The sequence below is a fragment of the Castellaniella sp. genome, from assembly GCF_034675905.1.
Classification (GTDB): Bacteria; Pseudomonadota; Gammaproteobacteria; order Burkholderiales; family Burkholderiaceae_B; genus Castellaniella.
The window spans coordinates 82,371-103,901 of record NZ_JAUCCV010000010.1 but is presented as its reverse complement, the minus strand read 5'-3'; the positions used below and the strand labels follow the sequence as shown (position 1 = coordinate 103,901).

Genomic DNA, 21,531 nt, shown 5'->3' with positions numbered 1-21,531 from the left:
GAACCACCATGACGGATACAGCAGAACTGGTCCTGCACCTGCGGGACCAGACGGGGGAAAGCCCTGTTTGGCATGCAGGCGAACAGGCCTTGTACTGGGTGGATATCCCGGCGGGACTGTTGCACCGCTGGCGGTCTGCCGATGGTCAGCACACCAGCTGGCGGGCGGACCAGCAGCTGGGCTGCATCGCCCGCTTGCCACAAGGCGGCTGGTTGGGCGCGGCGGAAGACGGCATTTATCGCCTGACGCCCGCGGCGGATCAGCAGCTGACGCAGGATCTGGTCGCCGGGGTCGGGCATGCCCGGGCGGACATGCGCTTCAATGACGGGCGCTGCGATCGCCAGGGCCGTCTCTGGGCCGGCACCATGGTGGGGGATACGTCGCTGGGGGTTCCGGCCGGGGCCTTGTACCGCCTGTCAGGACAGGGGGACGATGCCCGTCTGGACCGTATCCTGGATGATCTGATCACGCCCAACGGACTGGGTTTCAGCCCGGATGGCAAGACCCTGTATCTGTCCGATTCCCACCCCAGCCGTCAATGCGTCTGGGCGTTTGATTTCGACCCCGATGAGGGGATGCCCAGCGGGCGCCGGCTGTTCATCGAGCGCCTGGCAGGCGGGCGACCGGATGGCGCCGCCGTGGATGCGGATGGCTGCTACTGGATCTGCGGCAACGATGCCGGGCTGGTGCACCGCTATACCCCCGACGGGCGTCTGGACCGCAGCTTGCGTGTGCCGGCTGCCAAGCCGGCCATGTGCGCTTTCGGCGGCCGCAATCTGGACACGCTGTTCGTCACGTCCATCCGCTTGCACAACGCGGCGCCGGATGCGCTGGACGGCGCGGTCTTCGCCCTGCGCCCCGGCGTGCAGGGGATCGAAGAACCCGCGTACGCCTGCTGATCTACCCCGAATTCCGCAGCCCTGCGGCAATCCCGTTGATCGTCATGTGGATGGCCCGCTGGTCGCGGGATTCCTGTTCATTGGCGCGATGGGTCGAGGCCGGGCCGGATCGCATGCGGCGCAGCAGTTCCACCTGCAGGTGGTTCAAGGGATCGATATAGGCGAACCGTTCGGCCAATGCGGCTTGCAGCGGTGCGTCGTGGGCCAGCAGGCCGTGTCCGGTGATGTCCTGGAATATCTGGACGGTGGCGTGATATTCCGTTTCGATGCGGGCAAAGATCTGCGTGCGCAGGGTCTTGTCCGTGAACAGTTCGGCATAGGCGCGGCCGATCGCCAGGTCGGTCTTGGCCAAGACCTGTTCCATATTGGACAGCAGGGTGCGAAAAAAGGGCCAGTCGCGGGCCATGGCCTGCAGGCGTTGCAGGCGCGTGTCGCGCGTCAGGGCGTGGTCCGGCCCGCCGTCTTCCAGATAGCGGGTCAGTGCGGCGCCTACGCCGTACCAGCCGGGCAGCGGCAGACGGCATTGCGCCCAGGAAAATGACCAGGGAATGGCGCGCAGGTCTTCGATGCGCTGCAGGGCTTTGCGGGACGAGGGCCGCGATCCGATATTCAAACCGGCGATTTCGCGGATCGGCGTCGAGGCGAAAAAATAGTCCGTGAAGCCTTCGGTCTCGTAGACCAGATTGCGGTATGCCTCGCGTGCCGTCTGCGACATCCAGGCCATGGCCTCGCCGTAGGCGGTGGCGTGCTGATCTTCGTTGCGGGCCGCGGGCGCGCCAGCCAGGCTGGCTTCCAGCGTAGCGGCGACGAAAAGTTCCAGGTGCCAGCGCCCGACCTCGGCGTCCTTGTAGCGGCCCTGGATGATTTCCCCCTGTTCGGTCAGGCGGATCTGGTTGTTCACGGTGCCGGGGGGCTGCGCCACGATGGAGTCGTAGCTGGGGCCGCCGCCCCGGCCCACGGAACCGCCCCGGCCGTGGAACAGCCGCAGGCGTGTGCGGTGTTTGTGAAAGACCTCGACCAGGCGGCGTTCCGCCTGATACAGCGACCAGTGCGACGTCAGGTAGCCGCCGTCCTTGTTGCTGTCCGAATAGCCCAGCATGACTTCCTGGATGCCGTGTTGCGCCTGGCGCACGCGGGCGGCGACTTCCGGCAGGGACAACCAGGCGTCCATGATGTCCGCGCCACGCTCCAGGTCGGGGATGGTCTCGAACAGCGGCACGACCATCAGGCCTGCCTGAGGCGTGGTGTTGCCCACGGTGGGCGCGATCAGGCCGGTTTCCTGTTGCAGCACCAGGACTTCCAGCAGATCGCTGAGGGTTTCCGTGTGCGAGACGATGGACTGGCGGATGGCCGCCTCGCCGAAGCGTCGCCGGCAGCCGGAGGCCATGCGCAGGATGGCGAGCTCCTTGCTCGTTTCCGCCGAATAGTCGACCCAGGGGGACACCAGCGGGCGCGGTTCGCGCAGTTCCTGGCGCAGGACCCGGATCCGGTCCGCTTCGTTCAGTCGCGCGTAGTGGACGGCTTTGCCGTCCAGGGTGACCTGGGCCTGGCGCATCAGTTCGTCCAGCACGCGTTCGTGCACGTCTGAGCTTTGCCGCAGGTCGACGGTGGCCAGGTGGAAGCCGAAGATCTCGACGGCCTGGCACAGATGAGTCAGGCGCAGGCGGCCCACCAGGGCGCCACGGTGGGTATCCAGGGATTCGGCGACGGTGTGCAGATCAGCGGCCAGATCGGCGGCGGTCGGATAGGCCGGGGCGTCGTAGGTGCTGCGCCGCGCCAACCGGCGTCCGGTCAGCGCCTGGGCCGTGGCGGCCAGGCGGGCGTAGATGTGGATGCAGGCCCGCCGGTAGGGTTCGTCCTGGCGGTGGGTGGATGGATCCTGGCTGCTGGCGGCCAGATCGGCCAGGGCGGGCGTGACCTGCATCAGCGATTGGGACACCGACAGTTCGGACCCCAGCTCGTGCACTTCGGTCAGGTAATAGCGCAGCGCGTGGGCGCATTGGCGCAGCAAGGCCTGTTCCAGCGTGGCGTCGTTGACGTTGGGATTGCCGTCGCGGTCCCCGCCGATCCAGCTGCCCATGTGGGCAAAGGGCGGCAGCGGCGTATTGTCCACGTCGAACACCGATTTAGGCGGTTTGCGCAGCAGCGCCCCCATGTCCAGGTGCAGCTGGGGCAGGGTGCTGAAAAAGGTGCTGGTGTAGTAGGACAGGGCATTGTCGATTTCGTCCAATACCGTCAGCTTGCTTTGGCGCAGCATGCGCGTCTGCCACAGGGCGGCGATCAGGCCGGTCAGCCGTTCTTGCAGGTGGGCGGCTTCCAGCGGGGCGTGCGGCGCATCCAGTTGCCGCAGATGGCGGGCGATTTCCTGATGCAGATCCAGCGTGCTTTTACGCTGGACTTCGGTCGGGTGGGCGGTCAGCACCGGCACGATACAGGCCTGGGACAGGTGCTGGCGGATGCGGGCGCCCGACAGGCCGCCGGATTTCAGGCGTTCGATGGCATGCTGCAGGCTGCCGGGCGTGGCCGGGCCTTCGAGCTGCCATTGCTGGCGCTGGCGGCGCGTCTGGTCGCGGTCTTCGGCAATGTTCGACAGGTGCAGGAAATAACTGAAAGCGCGGGCGACTGAGTTGGCCTCGCCATCGGCCAGCCGGCGGATCTGTCGTTCCAGCATGCGGCCATCGCTGTCCTGGCCCTCGCGGCGGAACTTGACGGCGGCGCGGCGCAGCTTTTCGATCACGTCATAGATGGACCGCCCTTCACATTCCCGGATGACCTCCCCCAACGTTCGGCCCAGCATCCGGATGTCTTGTCGCAGGGGGGAAATGACGTCATTCGAGGATGCGGGCTTCACGGGGTCTCCATTGGCGTGAGGGTGAATAGGGCGTGCGGCGCAGGGAGGCCCCCGGGCCGGCAACCAGTCATCATAAGCGCATTATGAACAAAACCGTATAGGGGCTATGCCATGTGCTTATATGGCCGGCAGTATGATGTCCCTGCGTTTTTCCTATATGGATGCGAATTGTTTTCAGTCGCGGGCAATCGCCATCGAAGGGTTTCAGCTGCCATGACAAAAACCCATAAAACTGTTGATTCTCCTGTGCAGGTCCTGGAGCACAGCCTGTTTCGCGGCATGCCGCAGGATCTGACGCCGGTGTTGCTGCGCGATGCCGCCATCCTGCACGTGCAGTCGGGAGACGTGCTGTTCCGGGAAGGGCAGGATGCGGTGGAATACCTGTATGTCCTGGGGGGCGACATCGAGGTGCTACGCCATACCCAGGACGGGCAGGAGCGTGTCTTTCAGATTTTCCAGCCGGGTCAACTGCTGGCGGAGACCGCCATGTTCATGAGCCATGGCCGCTACCCCATGGAGGCGCGTGCGCGCGGCGATGTGATCGTGCAGTGCTTGAAACGCATCGGCCTGCAAGAGGCGGTGCAGGCCTGGCCGGAACTGGCCGTGCGGCTCTTGAACCGCCTGAGCGACCGGGTCTACCAGCGGGTCAATGACATCGAGTGGTACAGCGACAGCACGGCAGCGCAGCGCCTGGCGGACTATCTGTTGCGCCTGCCCAGCGATCATGCGGGCACCGTGCGTCTGCCATTAACCCAGCGTCAGCTGGCGACGCATCTGGGGGTGCGGCCGGAAACGCTCAGCCGTCTGTTGGCGGATTGGGTCGCCCAGGGGCATATTTCCGGTGCTCGCCGGGATTGGGCGCTGCTCAAGCCCGAGCAACTGGCGTCCTGGGCGCAGGCGGCGCGGCGGGATTTTTAAAAACGATCCGCGCGTGATCGCGCGGGTAGGGCGCGGGAATATCCGCACGCAGCGGATCGGCTCGCTGCGCGTTGCGCGAACAAGCCGTACACTTTACGATTGTCCTCAGATATAACCCGTAAGGATCCGATCATGTCCAAGCCTTTGCGCTCGTCCAATATCACCCAGGGGGTGGCCCGCGCACCGAACCGTTCCATGTACTACGCCCTGGGCTATACCGAGGACGACTTCAACAAGCCCATGATCGGCATCGCCAATGGTCAGAGCACCATCACGCCGTGCAACAGCGGCCTGCAGCCGCTGGCGGACGCAGCAGCGGCAGCGACCAAGGCGGCCGGCGGCAATCCGCAGATGTTCGGTACGCCGACGATCTCCGATGGCATGGCGATGGGCACCGAAGGCATGAAATATTCCCTGGTGTCGCGCGAAGTCATCGCCGACTGCGTGGAAACCTGTGTGCAGGGCCAGTGGATGGACGGCGTGCTGGTGATCGGCGGTTGCGACAAGAACATGCCAGGCGGCATGATGGGCATGCTGCGCTCCAATGTGCCGTCCATTTACGTCTACGGCGGCACCATCCTGCCGGGCAGCTACAACGGCAAGGACCTGAACATCGTCAGCGTCTTCGAAGCCGTCGGCGAACACGCCGCCGGCCGCATGTCCGAAACCGATCTGCGCAATATCGAAACCCACGCCATCCCCTGCAGCGGGTCCTGTGGCGGCATGTACACGGCCAACACCATGAGTTCCGCCTTCGAGGTCATGGGCATGAGCCTGCCGTATTCCTCGACCATGGCCAACGTGCACCAGGAAAAGATCGACTCGGCCGCCGAATCGGCTCGCGTGCTGCTGAAAGCCGTCGAATTGGACCTGAAGCCGCGCGACATCGTCACGCGCAAATCCATCGAAAACGCCGTGGCCGTCATTATGGCCACGGGCGGCTCGACCAATGCCGTGCTGCATATCCTGGCCATCGCCCATGCGGCCGAGGTCGAATGGACCATCGACGATTTCGAGCGCGTGCGCCGTCGCGTGCCGGTCATCTGCGACCTGAAACCCAGCGGCGAATTTCTGGTGGTGGACTTCCACAAGGCGGGCGGCGTGCCCCAGGTCATGAAACTGCTGTTGAACGCCGGCCTGCTGCATGGCGACTGCATCACCATCACCGGCAAAACCATTGCCGAAACGCTGGCCGATGTGCCCGACGTGCCCAGCGCCGACCAGACCATCATCCACACCCTGGACAAGGCGCTCTACAAGGAAGGCCACCTGGCCATCCTGAAGGGTAATCTGGCCGAGCTGGGCGCCGTGGCGAAAATCACCGGCCTGAAAAACCCGGCCATGACCGGCCCGGCGCGGGTGTTTGATGACGAACAGTCCGCCATGGACGCCATCCTGGCCGGCAAGATCAAGGCCGGCGACGTGATGGTGCTGCGTTATCTGGGCCCCAAGGGCGGTCCGGGCATGCCGGAAATGCTTGCGCCCACCAGCGCTCTGGTGGGTGAAGGCCTGGGCGATTCGGTGGGTCTGATCACCGATGGCCGTTTCTCGGGCGGCACCTGGGGCATGGTCGTGGGCCACGTCGCCCCCGAAGCCGCCGTGGGCGGCACGATCGCCCTGGTCGAAGAAGGCGATTCCATCACCATCGACGCGCACAAGCAGCTGCTGCAGGTGAATGTGTCCGACGACGTTCTGGCCAAGCGCCGCGCCGGCTGGACGCCGCCGGCCCCCCGCTACACGCGCGGGGTGCAGGCGAAATTCGCCTTCAACTGCTCGGATGCCAGCACCGGCGCCGTGCTGGATCGCTTCGAAGACCGCAGCTGACGGGAACAGCCCGCCGTGCAGGCGGGCCGTTCTGCAGTATCGTATCGGGCTGGATTCTGTGGAATCCGGCCCTTTTTTGCCGCCGGGCCGCCCCAAGGCAAAAAGCGCCCCCTTGGAGGGCAGCAAGCCGAAGGCGCAGCGTGGGGGCCCTTTTTGACGGAGGACCGTATCTTGTTGACCGCTGAACAATGCGCCTTGCAGTTGCAGATCCGCCTGGGTCTGGGGGTGCGCGATCATTTCGATGCCGCTGCCGAAATCGGGCAGCGGGTGGATTTTCTGGCTGAGCTCTTGCGCAGCACCGGCGCGCGCGCCCTGGTGCTGGGCATCAGCGGCGGGGTGGATTCCCTGACGGCGGGCTGCCTGGCGCAACGGGCGGTGCGGCAGGTGCGCGATCAGGGCGGAGATGCCCGGTTCGTGGCCATGCGCCTGCCCTATGGCGCCCAGCTGGACGAAGCCGACGCGCAGGCCTGCCTGCAGGTCATTCAGCCCGACGAATCCCTGACGGTGGATGTACAGCCCGCCGCCGACGCCATGCTGGCGGCGGTGCAGGCATCGGGGCAGACGTTTCGCGATGCCGCTCAGCAAGACTTCCTGCATGGCAACATCAAGGCGCGTCAACGCATGATCGCCCAATATGCCGTGGCCGGCGCGCGCGGCGGGCTGGTGGTGGGCACGGATCATGCCGCCGAAGCCCTGATGGGGTTCTTCACCAAATTCGGCGATGGCGCCGCCGACGTCACCCCGCTGGCAGGCTTGAACAAGCGCCGGGTCCGGGCGTTGGCCGGTGCCATGGGGGCGCCCGATGCCTTGGTGTTCAAAGTACCCACCGCCGATCTGGAGCTGCTGACGCCGCTCAAGCCCGACGAAGACGCCTTCGGTGTCAGTTATCAGCAGATCGATGATTTCCTGGAAGGGCTGGATGTAGCCCCGGAAGCCTTTGACATCATCGTCGGCGCCTGGCGGCGCAGCGCCCATAAGCGGGCGCTGCCGATCGCCCCCTGAGGCGACAGGATCAGGCTTGCGCGGCCTGATCGGGGCGGTCTGCCGGGCGGATCAGCCCCGCCACGATTTCATAGGATCGCAGCCGCGCCGCGTGATCATGCATATTGCAGGTGATCATCAACTCGTCGGCCCCCGTGCGGGCGATGAAGGACTGCATCTGCGCGGCGACCGCGTCCGGTGAACCGATGGCGGCGCACGACAGGATATGGTCCAGCAGTTCACGGGCGGCCGGCGGCAGGCCGTCCAGATACCCGTCCACCGGTCTGGGCAGGCGGCCAGGGCGGCCGGTGCGCAGATTGACGAAGGACTGCTGCCAGGAACTGGCCAGAAAATGCGCCTGTTCGTCCGTGTCGGCGGCAAAGACATTGAATCCCAGCATGACGTAGGGCTTGTCCAGGTGTTCGGACGGCTGGAAATGCTGCCGGTAGACGCGGATCGCGTCCATCATCTGGGCCGGCGCGAAGTGCGAGGCAAAGGCATAGGGCAGCCCCAACGCCGCCGCCAGCTGGGCGCCGAACAGGCTGGACCCCAGAATCCAGATCGGTACGCCGTGGCCTTCGCCGGGGACGGCGCGCACCGGGTTCTGGCCCTGGAAATAGCCCATCAATTCCACCACATCGCGGGGAAAGGCATCGGGGTCGGTCTGCAGCGCCCGGCGCAGCGCCCGCGCCGTCGTCTGGTCCGACCCCGGCGCACGCCCCAGGCCCAGGTCGATGCGTCCAGGGTGCAGGGCGTCCAGCGTGCCGAATTGCTCGGCGATGACCAGGGGCGAGTGATTGGGCAGCATGATGCCGCCCGCCCCCACGCGGATGCGGGTGGTGGCGGCCGCGACATGGTTGATCAAAATGGCGGTGGCGGCGCTGGCGATGCCCGTCATGCCGTGGTGTTCCGCCATCCAGTAGCGGCAGAACCCCCAGGCGTCCGCATGGCGCGCCAGATCAGCCGTGTGGGCAAAGGATTCGGCCGCGCTGCCGTCCTCGGTGATCGGCGCCAGATCCAGGACGGACAAGGGAATGGAAACGTGCATCGAGAGGTCCTGTATAGTCGTGTGTCTGAGAAACAAAGCAGGCAGCGGCATGACTGGCCGCCTGAGATTGCAGTGCCCAACGATAAGCCATTTTCACCGGCCGGCCAAAACGTGACCGACGATGGGACGCGCCGCCAATCGCCCGGTGCAGATGCGCCCTCATCTTCGGGTCAAGACGCCCGATCGCTGAAGGGCAACGGCATGCTGGTGGCGGTCGGCCTGGCCGTGGCGTCGATGATCAGCGTGCAGACCGGGGTCTCGCTGGCGGTGCCCGTGATCGGGGATTATGGGCCGCTGAGTACATCCGCCTTGCGGATATGCTGGGCGGCAGTCGTGTTGTTCCTCTTCGTACGCCCACCCCTGCACCGTTTCACCGCCGCCCAATGGCGTGCAACGCTGATCCTGGGGGCCGGGATGGCCGTCATGTCCCTGGCGTTTTTCGTCGCCCTGGAACGGCTGCCCCAACATCTGACCGTCGCCTTGGAATTCTGCGGCCCGCTGGCGGTCGCCGCCTTGGGCGTGCGCGGTTGGCGGGCGCTGGCCTGGCCCCTGCTGGCCGCCATCGGCATTCTGTTGCTGGCCTGGGGAGACGCGCATAGCGGGCCAGGGGCGGATCCTGTGGGTATCGCCTTTGCCTTGCTGGCGGCTGCCGGTTGGGCGGTCTACATCATCATGATGAAGCGCATTGGCCGGGGCTTTCCCGGCCTGCAAGGACTATCGGCGTCATTGCTGGCGGCAGCTGTGCTGTCGCTGCCCTTTGCGGTGGTGGAATCCGGCACGGTGCTGTTTCCCTGGCAGCAGCTGGGCCTGACGGCGGGGCTGGCCGTGCTGGTGCCCCTGGTGCCCTACATCCTGGAAATGCAGTCTTTGCGCCGTCTGCCCGCCGCTGCCTTTGGCGTGCTGATGAGCCTGGAGCCCGCCATCGGCGCCCTGTCGGGCTGGCTGATCCTGGGGCAGGGCATGCTGCTGGGGCAGATACTGGGGGTCGGCCTGGTGGTCGCCGCCAGCATCGGCGTGGTGCGGGCCGGGCGCTAGGGGATCAGCATTCCACCACGTTGACCGCCAGGCCCCCGCGCGACGTTTCCTTGTATTTGGATTTCATGTCGGCGCCGGTCTGGCGCATGGTTTCGATCACCATGTCCAGCGTCACGTGATGCTTGCCATCGCCGTGCAGCGCCAGGCGTGATGCGTTGATGGCCTTGTTGCCGCCCATGGCGTTGCGTTCGATACAGGGAATCTGCACCAGCCCGCCCACCGGGTCGCAGGTCAGCCCCAGATTGTGTTCCATGCCGATTTCGGCGGCGTTTTCAATCTGCGCCACCGTGCCGCCCGTCACCGCCGTCAGACCGGCAGCCGCCATCGAACAGGCGACGCCGACCTCGCCCTGGCAGCCGACTTCGGCCCCGGAAATCGAGGCGTTTTCCTTGTACAGAAAACCGATGGCCGCCGCTGTCAGCAGAAAATCCACCACGCCGTCTTCGGACCAGCCGGGGATGAAGGTGCGGTAATAGCGCAGCACGGCGGGCAGCAGGCCCGAGGCCCCATTGGTGGGGGCCGTGACCACCCGGCCGCTGGCGGCGTTTTCCTCGTTCACCGCCATGGCGTACAGATTCACCCAGTCCATGGCGAACATCACGTCATCCGGATGGGCAGGGTGGGGTGTCCGGGCCTCGCCCGATTTGGCTTTCAGTTCACGGTACAGCGCCGGGGCGCGGCGGCGGACCTTCAGCCCGCCGGGCAGGATCTCGTCCGCGAAATCGCCTTGCAGCCCGCAGCCACGCTCAATGGCGTCGTCCATGACCTGGGCAATGCGCAAGACCCCCGCGCGGACCTGATCCGCAGGCCGCAGCGTGGATTCGTTGGCCATCATCAGCTGGGGGATGGTCAGCCCATGGCGAGCGCACTGGTCCATCAGTTCCGCTGCATTGGCGAAGGGGTAGGGCATGGGTTCGTGTTCTGGGACGGTCTCGTCGGTTTCGATGCTGTCCAGCGCCCGGATGAAGCCCCCTCCGATCGACACATAGCGTTCGTCCAGCAGCGTATCGCCCTGCGCATCTTTGGCGATGAAGCGCATGCCGTTGGGGTGTTCCGGCAGCGGCTGGACACGTCCGGAAAACACGGTCTTGGGGTTGAAGGCAATCGTATGGTGGCGCCACAGGGCCAGGCGTTGATCACGTTCGACGGCGTCCATCAGCGCGCCGATGGCGGCGGGGTCTACGGTGTCGGGGGCTTCGCCCATCAGGCCCAGCATGATGCCCATGTCGGTGCGGTGGCCGGCGCCCGTTTCCGCCAGAGACCCGTACAGGTGTACCAACAGGCTGGACACCTGATCCAGCAGCCCGCGCACGTCCAGGTTGCGGGCGAAATTGCGGGCGGCCCGCATGGGGCCTACGGTATGGGAACTGGATGGGCCGATGCCGATCTTGAAGATGTCGAAGACGGATAAGGACATGGTCGCCTCCTGGAAATAGGGGTGTATCGCCTGCATGGCCCTGGAATAGGGGCAGGCCTTGCTTGCCAGAGATTCTAGTGATTTGGCAGAATGATGATTGAATGAAAACGACGTTTGTATAGTATGGAAGCGCTGAATCTATTGTTCATGCTGTTTTCCCTAATAGCGGTGAATCCATACGATTTCTTTATCTAGAATAAACACGACTTTATGTTTACATAAATGAATAAAAACGACATTCCATCCATGCCTGAAATTTCCGTGCGCCTGGGGTTTGTGCTGCTGCCGCAGTTCGCCATGGGCGCCTTTGCCGCCTTTACCGATCTGCTGGGGCTGCTGGACGCCCAGACCGATACACCCGGCCCCTGCTCATGGGAAGTGGTGGCCGACACCTTGATTCCCGTGCGTTCGGCCAGCGGCGTGCAGGTTGTGCCCACCGACTTATTGGGCGATCCCCTGCGCTTTGATTACATCGTAGTGGTGGGCGGTCCCCATCTGCCGCAGGATATTCCTGGGCCGGGCTTGCTGGCCTGGCTGCGTCAGGCCGCCAGAGGCGGTCGCCGGATCGCCGGGCTGTGCAATGGCGTCTTTGTTCTGGCCCAGGCGGGGGTCATGGCGGGGTATCGCCTGTGCGTCAGCGGGGATCTATACCGGGATTTTTCCGATCGCTATCCCGTGTTCGGGCCGGACGATCTGGTCACGGATCAGCCCGTTGCTTTTGACCGCCGGCGCATCAGCTGCGCCGGCGGCCCCGCCGTCACCGATGTGGCCGTGCGCATCCTTAGCCGCTACGTGCCCCAGGCGGACATCCGGCGCGCCCTGCGCTTGCTGCAGATCGAGGCCGGTGAACCTCACCGCCAGGTGCAGCCCCCGCCGCCCGATGTGCCTGCCGATAGTCCCCCGGCAGTGCGCCGCGCCGTTCTATTGATCCAGCAGTATGCCGGTCAGGCCCTGGGATTGGCCGATCTGGCCAGCCGCCTGGGCCTGTCGCCCCGGCAATTGCAGCGCCTGTTTCACCAGCACCTGGGCACTACCCCCCAGGCCTACGCCCGTACCGTGCGCCTGCGCCTGGCCGCCTGGATGCTGCGCCAGACCGACAAAAGCATTGCTGCCATTGCATCCGATTGCGGCTTTGCGGATGCTGCGCATATGGGGCGCACTTTCAGGTCCGAGTACGGACAGTCCCCCGGTGTTTGGCGCCGTCAGGCAGACATGCAGAAAAACACCGTATAATGGCGATCCATTTCCGGGGTAGCGATCTGCCACCCCGACCCTGCCCGGGTGGTGAAATTGGTAGACGCAGGGGACTCAAAATCCCCCGCCGCAAGGCGTGCCGGTTCGATTCCGGCCCCGGGCACCATGTTTAGAATCAAAGAGTTGCGTTGCCATCTCGCCGATTCGGACGTGGAAAATTCAGGCGACTGCTACATGTCCATGGGACTGTCGCCATGTGTACCTATCTTCAACGTCGCGGTAATCGCTACTACATCCGTCGTGCTGTTCCTGCTGGGCTGCGTGCCACCTACGGTCGTCGGGAAGTCACTCGTGCTCTGGGCACGAGCAACTATGCCGAAGCCAAGGCCCGCTGCCGTATTGCCGCCGTGAAAGTTGACGGTGAGTTCCGCACAATTGCGGATGCACTGTCGGGTACTCAGTCGGCCACCCATGATGATCTACGGCAGGGAACGGCGGATACGGCCCCAAGATACTCCGGCTGCCCCGCGCTAAGGGGATACTTGCACGGCACAGACTCGAGGCAGCCAGCGGGCTGCAATCGCGGTTGTGAAGGCTTCCCCAACAGATAGAGTTCTGAGTGTCCCAGCAGTCGCCAGTGTCGGTCTGTCGCTGGATGACTTGGATACGTTGTGGAAGAACGAGCGTAAGCCCAGCAGCTACCACATGAAGGCTATGGATCGAGTGGTGCGGCGGTTCCGTGAATACGTCGGAGGCATTGCCCCTGCGGCTATCACGAGGGCGCACGTCGTTCAGTTCAAGGATGCACTTCTTGAGTCCGGGCAGACTGCCGTCAACACGAGTAAGCAGCTTGTCGGTAATCCCCCCATTTTTAGCGATTGCCAGAAGTAGGCAGGCTATGCGGCTGACCTATCCCTTGCCAATAGGCTGCACGGCCTCCAGATGCGTCAAGGGTGAAGGCTACGCCCGGCATCCTCACTCGGTCCCTACGCCTTGCTTCGGGCTGCGGCCTCCGGTCCCGCCCTTGACACCTCTTCCAGCCAGAATCGCTCTGCGCGTCGGATCGCACCATAGACAGCGCGGATGACGGGTCAAGGGATGGTGCGGCCCGCAGCCCTACGGGCGAGGACACGGCCCCTTGACGCGGCAGGAGTGTCCGCACGCTTCGCCCGAGGGAGGGGTTCAGGGCCATCGGCCCGTAACCCCAGCCCCCGAGGCTCCCGTCGGCGAGGGTGGAGAGTCCAGAGAGGCCAAGCCTCTTTGGGAAGTACTCTCACCAACGGGAAGCCGGTATCGGTGTCAATCGGAAAAGCCTATTGATAGGCAGAAAACAAGACAATTTCTGCATGCAACCTTTTTGCTCGTGCTTTCGACAAAGCCCCCAAAGAATCCCACACCTTGTAAAATAGAGTTACCTAAAGCACGGGAGACAACCATGTGAATCGGCCCGGAACCTCTAGACACCCAGATGCCTCATAATGGGGCGATGAGGAGTCATCATGAGCACGAAGGCCATGCAAAAGCGCTTTTCCGAGGAATTCAAGATTGAGGCTGTACGCCAAATAACCGAACGCGGTCACAAGGTGGCCGATGTTGCCGCGCGTTTGGGGATCAGCACCTGGAGCCTGTATCAGTGGCGTAAACAGTACGCCGGTGACGAGGGCAGCCGCCGCGAGGCCGGTGAACAGGCTCAGGAAGTTCGGCGCCTGAAGGCCGAGCTGCGGCGTGTGACCGAGGAGCGCGACATCCTAAAAAAAGCGGCGGCGTACTTCGCGAAGCAGTCCCAGTGAAGTACGCCTTTGTTCGGGACCACACGAGCGTTTTTCAGGTGCGGCGCATGTGCGCGGTGCTCGGTATCCATCCCAGCGGCTACTACGCCTGGCGCCGTTCTCCACACAGCGCTCGTGCCTTGGAAGATCGACGACTCGTGGGGCTGATCAGCCAGAGTTGGCAGGACAGCGGCCGAGTCTACGGCTATCGCAAGGTGACTCACGACTTACGGGATCTGGGCGAGATTTGTGGCAGGCACCGGGTGGCACGGCTCATGCGCGAGAACCAGCTGCGCTCCCAAACGGGTTACAAGCGCAGGCCGGGCCATCGAGGTGGGCGCCCCAGCCTGGTGGCCGAGAACCTCTTGCAGCAACAATTCGACGTGGCTGCGCCCGATCAGGCGTGGGTGACCGACATTACCTACATCCGTACCCACGAGGGATGGCTGTATCTGGCGGTGGTGCTCGACCTCTTTGCTCGCACCGTTGTGGGCTGGTCCATGAGCAGCCGCATCGACGCCGATCTGGTGCTCAACGCCTTGCTGGCGGCTGTCTGGCGCCGTCGACCAAAGACTGAAGTCATCATCCACAGCGACCAGGGTAGTCAGTTCGGCAGCCACGACTGGCGCGACTTTCTGAAGGCTCATCGACTCAAGCCCAGCATGAGCCGGCGGGGTAATTGCCATGATAATGCCGTGGCCGAGAGCTTCTTTCAGCTGCTCAAGCGTGAACGGATTCGCCGCCGCGTCTACGCTACCCGCGAACAGGCCAGGGCGGATATCTTCGACTACATTGAGATGTTCTACAACCCGAAGCGGCGTCACAGCCATGCCGGGGATTGTTCACCAGTAGAATTCGAGAACCAGCATTTTTTGAAAACCGGGACCGTCTAGAAAACCCGGGCCGATTCAATGGTCCAATTAAAGTTATCGGAACCAATGCCCCTGAGTTTCATGACCTTCCACCATCGGAACAAGCCAAACTATTGCGACAGTGCGAAGAAATTGGCAAATCAAGTGCACCGCATCCCGACAAATAAACAAGCACTGTGGATTGATGCAACATAATGGAGATCCGTCTGCATACCTTAGGCAATACATTTTTCTTTGGAATGCAAACTCTCTTCTTAAAGACCATGCTGATCCCAATTGCACAGCAAGAAAAGGATTAGCAAACCAAGCGAAACAAACATATACCACTTGAAACACAGTATTCTGTGTGCAGTTTCTTTGTCGCACTACGGTTTCACAGACACGTACCAAAAACAGGCAATTCGTTATGTCGCTTCTCGAAGATATCCAGGCTGCAGCCATCTCGCAAACTACCGATGTTCCCTCCCTGCTCAGGATGTGCAAACTACTTGCCGCCCGCATATCCCATCAACAACTCGGCGAATGGGTTGACCGGGAACTCAATGGATACCCCAATATCGACTCCTTACCGGACTACCGCGTTGTGCGCGTTGAATCGTACGGTTCCTTTGCAGGCCCCTACAGTCGAGCCAACCGTTTGCAAGTACCCGTATCCATACTGCCTGAGTCCCTTCAAGAAGAATACAGCCATGCCTATATGGGAAACAGTATTAGCGCCTTTGCCGCATATATTGAAGGTGACAAATCAGGGTGTCTGCATGAACCCTGGCCACTCAATCTCGCAATCCATCATGCCTCCAAAATCATGCATGACATGCAGTGTGTCTCTGCATGGAAGGAAATACCCATCGGTGCAATCGTGCGCCTACTTGATTCGGTAAAAACAGCCGTTTTGGGTTATGCCATCGACCTGGCAAGGGAAGCTCCCGACGCGGGAGACACTCCAATAGGCGGCAACCCACCATTAAGCAGAGAAAAAATGACGCAGATTTTCAATACCAATATTTCTGGCAATGTGAGCAACGTTTCCAATGCGGGTGAAGGCTATACCCAGACGGCCATCACACTTGTTCACAGCGGGAATTGGGATTCCCTGGAAAAACGGCTCATAGAACTCGGTTTAAGCCCCGGAGATTTTGCTGGTTTGCGCACCGAATTAGATCAAGCAACAGCGTCAGCCAACGAGCAAAAAAAATCTGATACCGCGAGCAATTGGCTGGGTCGTTTGACGGGGAAGGCTGCCCGAGGCGCCACTGGCGTCGGGATGGAAGTTGCTGCAGCAGGCATTGCAAAAGCAATCACCATGTATCTTGGCCTGCCAGGGGCTTAAATTGAGGCACCTATGATCGCGGACTATTGCCCGAGTTTTATTGTGAACCCCAGAGGGGGGGTAAAGTGAAGCAGCCAAACATGATCGTTCTAGATGCGGAGGAATTGAGAGCTCCCATGATGATGAATATCTTTGGCAACCAACCCCTTTATGGGCTTGATGAAGAATACTCATTTTTCTATGACGAAACCAACAATATCCGGAAGTTCTGGATAACCGAAAACGGACTCAATGAAAAGCCCAAAAATTTTGTGCTTGGCGGGATTTGCCACAAGAAATCCAGGCCTCTTGCCAACGTGGATGAGCTGGTAACGTCACTTCATATCCAGAAGTCGGCCACTGAAATTAAATTCAACCAACTGGCGACGGGAAACTACTTGGGTGTGCTGAACTCCAAAAGGGTACGAACGCTACTTGAGTGGCTGAGCCAAAACGAGGTGTACATCCACTACACCAATTTCAACATCCTCTATTGGTCGCTGGTTGATATCGTTGATTCCCTATGGGACGACAATGGGCTTTGCCAGTACATGCCCTATGTGATGGAGATAAAAAACGAGCTATTCACATTGGCTAACACCAACTTGGATTGCTTGGTTCCCCTGCTCAGGAAGTACCGTTTTCCGAATATCAAGAGGGAAGTCAGCTTTACCTTCATAAACGAACTGGCAGATCTCTTTGAGTCGCAAGTAATGCGTCCTCAATCAGACATTTTCCAACTGGTGATTCATCTGCTTCGCGCAGGCGCCAAGCTGCCTGAGATGCCCTTCATTGTGGACAACGAGGATGATGTCTTGATAGATAGCTTCAAACCTCTGTTCCTAAGACCCCTCTATACTTATCCAACCAGCTCACACGTCTTCGACAACGAATCTGCAGTTCAAGAGGGTTTGGCGAACACCCAGGTGAGCTACAAGGGGGAATTTGTTAACTATTCGTTCATCAAGTCACACGACAGTATTGAGGTTCAGCTATCCGACGGGATATGTGGCTTGCTGGGCAGTCACTTTAACTTCTTGGAGCAGCATACCTTCCAAGAGCTGATAAACATAAAGAAGAATCTAAACCCCGTTCAGAAGCAAGCATTGAGCTTGCTCAGTAGGCTTATTGATTTATCCGATGCACAAAGCAATGGCTTTATTCTCAGGATCGCGCCAACTGATAGTGACTACAAGAACGACTATTTCCTGCATGATAGGCCACTGCCCAAGCACCTCCTGATTTAACAGCAATCGACATGGCTTAAACAGAGTAGAAATGGAGCCGACCCAAGCCATCGTTGGGCCCGGAGGGCTACATGGCGAACACCAAAAAAGGCAAGCCCGCAGGCTTGCCGATAATGGCTTAGAACAGCCCCCTCTCAGCCATCGACAACACCGTCGCCCCGGCCACTATGAAGTGATCCAGCAACCGGACATCGACCAGCGCCAGCGCCTGCTTCAGATGCTTGGTCAGCGCGATATCCGCTGGACTGGCTTCGGCCAGCCCCGAAGGATGATTGTGTACTAGGAAAACCGACAGCGCGTTTCGGTGCAGCGCAATTTTCACGATCTCACGCGGATAGACCGACGCCTGATTGATCGTGCCGCGAAACGGCTCCAGATAGTCGATCAGCCGATGTTGACTGTCGAGCAGAACCAGCCCACATACCTCGTGCTCCAGCGCCGCATTCAAGCGCAATCGTAGAAAGTCTTTGACGAGTCTGGGCTGGGACAGATCCTGTCCATGCAACTCATCGACATTGACCAGCTCGCGCGCCACCGTCAGAATTTCCTTACGGCTGGCCGCACGCACGGCACCATCCGCCTCACGCACCAGCAACGCGCCGGCATTCAAGGTATCGGAATCAAGGGAAAGAGAATATTGCTGCATGACTGCCTCCGGTTCAAAACTCAGGCGGAATTGCCTGGAACCGAAGGGGTCACGCCGCAGCGCCAGCCGTCACAGGGTCACAGACGGCCACCGGCCGCAAGCGCACGTGTGCGCGCCGCCCTTGACGGCCAGACCGGCGTGACACACTGAAGAGAACAGCAAGGCCGCCCCTGCCCCAACAGCCAGTGACCGTGTGGGGTTGGCAAGTGCCCAAGGGCACGCGGCAGGCGTCAGGGATGTGCAAGGCTGGATGGCCCGTCCCGTTAAGGGATGAGCGTATAGCGAAACCTGGAGCAGCGCGGTGCGCGACGCGCAGACGCATTGACTTAATTAGGCAATGAGTTTCAAAACGGCAACACCTTCTTGTTTATTTTTGATACATTCATACAGGTTCAGCCGCCATCGGGGTTAGCAAGGTGGCCATTTTTAATTCGTGGAGGTGCTAGTGGATACAGTTGATGACGGATACTTACAGCAGCTCGATGAGTTTTTGAGCAGACCGGACCAAATGTGGTTACTCGGTGCCGGAGTAAGTTATAGCTCCGGCATACCTCTGATGAATCCGCTGACCGATCGAATAATGGAGCTGTCCGCCACCTCTGCACATAAACCATTATTGGATGCATTATTAGCAGAACTGCCAAAGAACACCCATATTGAACATCTTTTAAGCCATCTTGGTGATTACGCCACGCTAGCAAATAGAAATCATTCTCAAAAAATCACCATTGCTGGCAACGAATACACCATCAAGGCTCTGGAAGAAGCACATTCCGAAGTTCTACAACACATATCTGAAACAGTACGTTGGGGTTACCGTGCTGCGTCTGAGGGTAACGATGCTGTCATCGGCTCATACAAAAACCCCATGGTCTCCGTAAAGTATCACCTAGATTTTTTGAATGCACTGATCGGCAAACGACAGGCGGGACTCGACAGTAGACGACCACCGATTCGCTTCTTCACCACGAACTACGACACACTTCTGGAGGATGCACTGGCTCTTGGGTGTTTCCCATACTGGGATGGTTTCTCAGGCGGATCGGTTGCATTCAGAAATCATAGGTACGGCGACAAAGCGCCAACAGCTGGTTTCCGTGGGCATGTCATTAAACTACATGGATCGATTGATTGGCATTTAGGCGATGACGGCAACGTATGGCGTGTCCGTGACCGAGACCTCTATCCTGAACGCGCTGGCCGGGTTTTGATTTATCCACAAGCAACAAAATACATTGCTACTCAACGAGACCCTTTTGCTGCCCAATTTGATATCTTCCGGCGCGCACTATCTAACGGCAGCGACAATATTCTTGCGATATGCGGATACAGCTTTGGCGACGATCATATCAATCAAGAAATTGAATTTGCACTATCAATGCCAAGCAGTAAAACAACCATTCTCGCCTTTTGCCTTGAGTCTGGCGCGCTTCCTCCTGTGCTTGAAGCGTGGCGCCAATCTTCCTGGGGGAAACGGGTATACGTTATGACCCAACGGGGTTTATATGCTGGACAGATTGGACCATTGCACAGCCGAAGCGATGAGACACCATTGGATTGGTGGACTTTTGAAGGCGTGACCAATGTGCTTCAAAATGGTGCTGAAGGAGCGGTGTAATGGTTAATTTTGAGCTAGTACCAGACCTAAAAATCGGCAATATTGTTGAGGTTGCCGGCACAACCATCCGCGTTGAATTAAGCGGCGACGTAACTGAACTAACACGCAGCCATCAAGGCCGAGTCTATCCTATTGGACAGATTGGCAGCATCGTAAAAGTTCATTTTGGACGTCGATTAGTTTTCGGGTTCGTAACGTTACTGCGGATGCGATCAGAGGAACTAATAGAAAAGGGGCAGCCCATCCCCCCCGAAGCAGACCAACGAGTCATGGAGATCGAGCTTTTCGCCGAGGGGGTTTGGCAGGGAGCTAACAGCACTCTGAAGTTCACCCGCGGTGTCTCCACCTACCCATTGCCGCGCCAAGGCGTATACCTACTTACACGTGACGAATCTGTCGACCTGTACAAATCAGCTGAGGGTCAACTTCACGACGATAAAATCGATCCATTAGTTCCATTCGCCACGTATGTTGGTGCAGACTCAGCGCGCTGTCGCGCTAACATAGACAAAATGTTCGGTATGCATTGTGCTGTCTTAGGATCCACTGGATCCGGTAAGTCGGGAGCAGTTGCCGCCTTGCTTCACAGTGTGCTTGAGCACAAACCGAATAGCAAAGATTTATGTCGTCCACGAATTATCATTATCGATCCGCACGGCGAGTATGGACAAGCATTTGGGGACCGAGCAGTTGTATATCGGGCCTATGATCCCATTGGCCATGAGCAGGCTCAAGGTGAGCCAATTCAGTTTCCCTACTGGTTGATGTCAGCGGATGAGTTTAGATCGCTCACAATCGGAAAGACAGAATTTGAAGCAACTTCCCAAAACAACGTTATTTATAAGGCACTAACTTATGCGAGACTGGTCGCTGCTGGCTTAGTGGAGCCTTCACCCACAAACTACGGCGGAGCAGCTCCCGAGGATGGCGGTAATCCAGACGATCCGCGGCCTAAGGCAGGCGTCGAAGCGCAAACAATCATTGAGTTTGATCGAGACAAACCTCGTCCTTTCTCCTTAGATGAGCTCATTAATCACATAACCTACTTGCAGGGAGCGCGCATCCAAGGGAACGTCTTGGGACGTGTCACTGAAAGTGACTTCACCAAAAACTTCAAATCCATCTTGGATAAGCTCGCAGTTTTACGCCGCGACCCGAGAATTAATTTCTTAATGACCAACTGGGATGAAAATTCCCCAACGCTTTCTCAGGTTCTCTCTCAGTTCGTTAATGAAATTCAGGCCGATGACGACTCGAAGAAAGATATCCGCATACTGGATATATCGGGCTTACCAAATGAAGTGGCAGGCCCACTTGCCGGAATGCTAGCGAGACTATTATTTCAGTACAAGCTCTATCAGACCTTAGACGAGAGAAAGAAAGATCCAATCCTATTGGTTTGCGAGGAAGCTCATAGATATGTTCCCGACCGAGGAGAAGCTGAATATGCTACAGCACAGGCAGCAGTGCGAAGAATTGCGCGGGAAGGACGCAAATATGGCCTTGGCTTGATGCTGGTCAGTCAACGCCCAGCAGACGTGGAAAGTACGGTTATATCGCAATGTGGCACGTGGCTTGTTTTGCGGTTAACAAATCAGGCAGATCAACAACATGTAGCACGCTTTCTACCGGATGGACTTTCTGGAATGACGAAGGCTCTCCCAAATCTCGCACAACAAGAAGCTATCTTTGTGGGCGAAGGAGCCTCGCTGCCAGCTCGAATAAGAATTCGCAACCTTACAGATGACAAACTACCCCGGTCGCAAAGCGCAAAGTTTGCCGAAGGTTGGTCAGGATCAGGGTTAAGCAACGCGGATCTCGAAGGAGTGGCAGCACGGATGACTAGCTAACATTACACATAGCATAAACATACATGTGTAGCTCCCGTTGTATGTATCACCGT

Annotated in this window: 16 protein-coding genes and 1 tRNA gene; 13 read left to right on the top strand and 4 right to left on the bottom strand. The window is 59.8% G+C overall.

The features are described 5' to 3' along the window. The first annotated feature begins 8 nt into the window (after positions 1 to 8). Positions 9 to 899 carry an SMP-30/gluconolactonase/LRE family protein gene (locus VDP79_RS10620; protein ID WP_323018172.1) on the top strand — a complete coding sequence of 297 codons (891 nt, stop codon included), beginning with the start codon at positions 9 to 11 and terminating at the stop codon, positions 897 to 899. Position 900: 1 nt separating this feature from the next. Here the strand turns inward: VDP79_RS10620 and ppc are convergent, their stop codons facing one another. Continuing rightward, the gene (gene ppc / locus VDP79_RS10615) at positions 901 to 3,750 is read right to left on the bottom strand and encodes a phosphoenolpyruvate carboxylase (RefSeq protein WP_323018171.1); all 2,850 of its coding nucleotides are present in this window, start codon (positions 3,748 to 3,750) and stop codon (positions 901 to 903) included. A 213-nt stretch (positions 3,751 to 3,963) separates the two neighbouring features. Here ppc and VDP79_RS10610 point away from each other — a divergent pair, with 213 nt between their 5' ends. The 3 genes from VDP79_RS10610 to nadE all read left to right on the top strand — a co-directional run bounded on the left by VDP79_RS10610 (position 3,964) and on the right by nadE (position 7,494). Further along, positions 3,964 to 4,668: a Crp/Fnr family transcriptional regulator gene (locus VDP79_RS10610; RefSeq protein ID WP_323018170.1), complete on the top strand. Its 705-nt coding sequence runs from the start codon at positions 3,964 to 3,966 to the stop codon at positions 4,666 to 4,668. 132 nt (positions 4,669 to 4,800) lie between these two features. Beyond that, on the top strand, positions 4,801 to 6,492 hold the full coding sequence (gene ilvD, locus VDP79_RS10605) for a dihydroxy-acid dehydratase (RefSeq protein ID WP_323018169.1): 1,692 nt from the start codon (positions 4,801 to 4,803) through the stop codon (positions 6,490 to 6,492). A 171-nt stretch (positions 6,493 to 6,663) separates the two neighbouring features. Further along, entirely contained in the window at positions 6,664 to 7,494 is an 831-nt protein-coding gene (gene nadE, locus VDP79_RS10600; protein WP_416233101.1) for an ammonia-dependent NAD(+) synthetase, read from the top strand. Positions 7,495 to 7,504: 10 nt separating this feature from the next. On the opposite strand, the gene VDP79_RS10595 is transcribed toward nadE, so the two are convergent. Then, positions 7,505 to 8,521: an LLM class flavin-dependent oxidoreductase gene (locus tag VDP79_RS10595; RefSeq protein ID WP_323018168.1), complete on the bottom strand. Its 1,017-nt coding sequence runs from the start codon at positions 8,519 to 8,521 to the stop codon at positions 7,505 to 7,507. A 111-nt stretch (positions 8,522 to 8,632) separates the two neighbouring features. On the opposite strand from VDP79_RS10595, the gene VDP79_RS10590 reads away from it, so the two are divergent. Beyond that, positions 8,633 to 9,556: an EamA family transporter gene (locus tag VDP79_RS10590; RefSeq protein ID WP_323018167.1), complete on the top strand. Its 924-nt coding sequence runs from the start codon at positions 8,633 to 8,635 to the stop codon at positions 9,554 to 9,556. Positions 9,557 to 9,560: 4 nt separating this feature from the next. Here the strand turns inward: VDP79_RS10590 and VDP79_RS10585 are convergent, their stop codons facing one another. After that, entirely contained in the window at positions 9,561 to 10,973 is a 1,413-nt protein-coding gene (locus VDP79_RS10585; RefSeq protein WP_323018166.1) for an L-serine ammonia-lyase, read from the bottom strand. 246 nt (positions 10,974 to 11,219) lie between these two features. On the opposite strand from VDP79_RS10585, the gene VDP79_RS10580 reads away from it, so the two are divergent. From VDP79_RS10580 to VDP79_RS10560, 6 genes are all read left to right on the top strand, one after another. Beyond that, positions 11,220 to 12,206: a GlxA family transcriptional regulator gene (locus tag VDP79_RS10580; RefSeq protein ID WP_323018165.1), complete on the top strand. Its 987-nt coding sequence runs from the start codon at positions 11,220 to 11,222 to the stop codon at positions 12,204 to 12,206. 42 nt (positions 12,207 to 12,248) lie between these two features. Then, positions 12,249 to 12,333: transfer RNA gene (locus tag VDP79_RS10575), tRNA-Leu, on the top strand. 88 nt (positions 12,334 to 12,421) lie between these two features. Further along, a complete protein-coding gene (locus tag VDP79_RS14980) occupies positions 12,422 to 12,778 on the top strand; it encodes a DUF6538 domain-containing protein (protein WP_416233100.1) in 357 nt (118 codons plus the stop codon). A 903-nt stretch (positions 12,779 to 13,681) separates the two neighbouring features. Continuing rightward, positions 13,682 to 14,829, top strand: a protein-coding gene (locus VDP79_RS10570; RefSeq protein WP_323018933.1) for an IS3 family transposase whose coding sequence is annotated in 2 segments (ribosomal slippage) — positions 13,682 to 13,931 and positions 13,931 to 14,829 — 1,149 coding nt in all. Because the reading frame shifts where the segments join, the coding sequence is not laid out codon by codon here. Positions 14,830 to 15,214: 385 nt separating this feature from the next. Further along, positions 15,215 to 16,138 carry a hypothetical protein gene (locus VDP79_RS10565; protein ID WP_323018164.1) on the top strand — a complete coding sequence of 308 codons (924 nt, stop codon included), beginning with the start codon at positions 15,215 to 15,217 and terminating at the stop codon, positions 16,136 to 16,138. Positions 16,139 to 16,218: 80 nt separating this feature from the next. Next, positions 16,219 to 17,364, top strand: a complete 1,146-nt coding sequence (locus tag VDP79_RS10560; RefSeq protein WP_323018163.1) for a hypothetical protein — start codon at positions 16,219 to 16,221, stop codon at positions 17,362 to 17,364. A gap of 118 nt (positions 17,365 to 17,482) precedes the next feature. Here the strand turns inward: VDP79_RS10560 and VDP79_RS10555 are convergent, their stop codons facing one another. Then, positions 17,483 to 18,010, bottom strand: coding sequence for a JAB domain-containing protein (locus VDP79_RS10555; protein WP_323018162.1), 528 nt, complete (start codon positions 18,008 to 18,010; stop codon positions 17,483 to 17,485). 445 nt (positions 18,011 to 18,455) lie between these two features. On the opposite strand from VDP79_RS10555, the gene VDP79_RS10550 reads away from it, so the two are divergent. After that, positions 18,456 to 19,628, top strand: a complete 1,173-nt coding sequence (locus VDP79_RS10550) for an SIR2 family protein (protein ID WP_323018161.1) — start codon at positions 18,456 to 18,458, stop codon at positions 19,626 to 19,628. Next, positions 19,628 to 21,478, top strand: a complete 1,851-nt coding sequence (locus VDP79_RS10545; RefSeq protein ID WP_323018160.1) for an ATP-binding protein — start codon at positions 19,628 to 19,630, stop codon at positions 21,476 to 21,478. The genes VDP79_RS10550 and VDP79_RS10545 overlap by 1 nt, the downstream gene beginning before the upstream one ends. Positions 21,479 to 21,531: the final 53 nt, after the last annotated feature.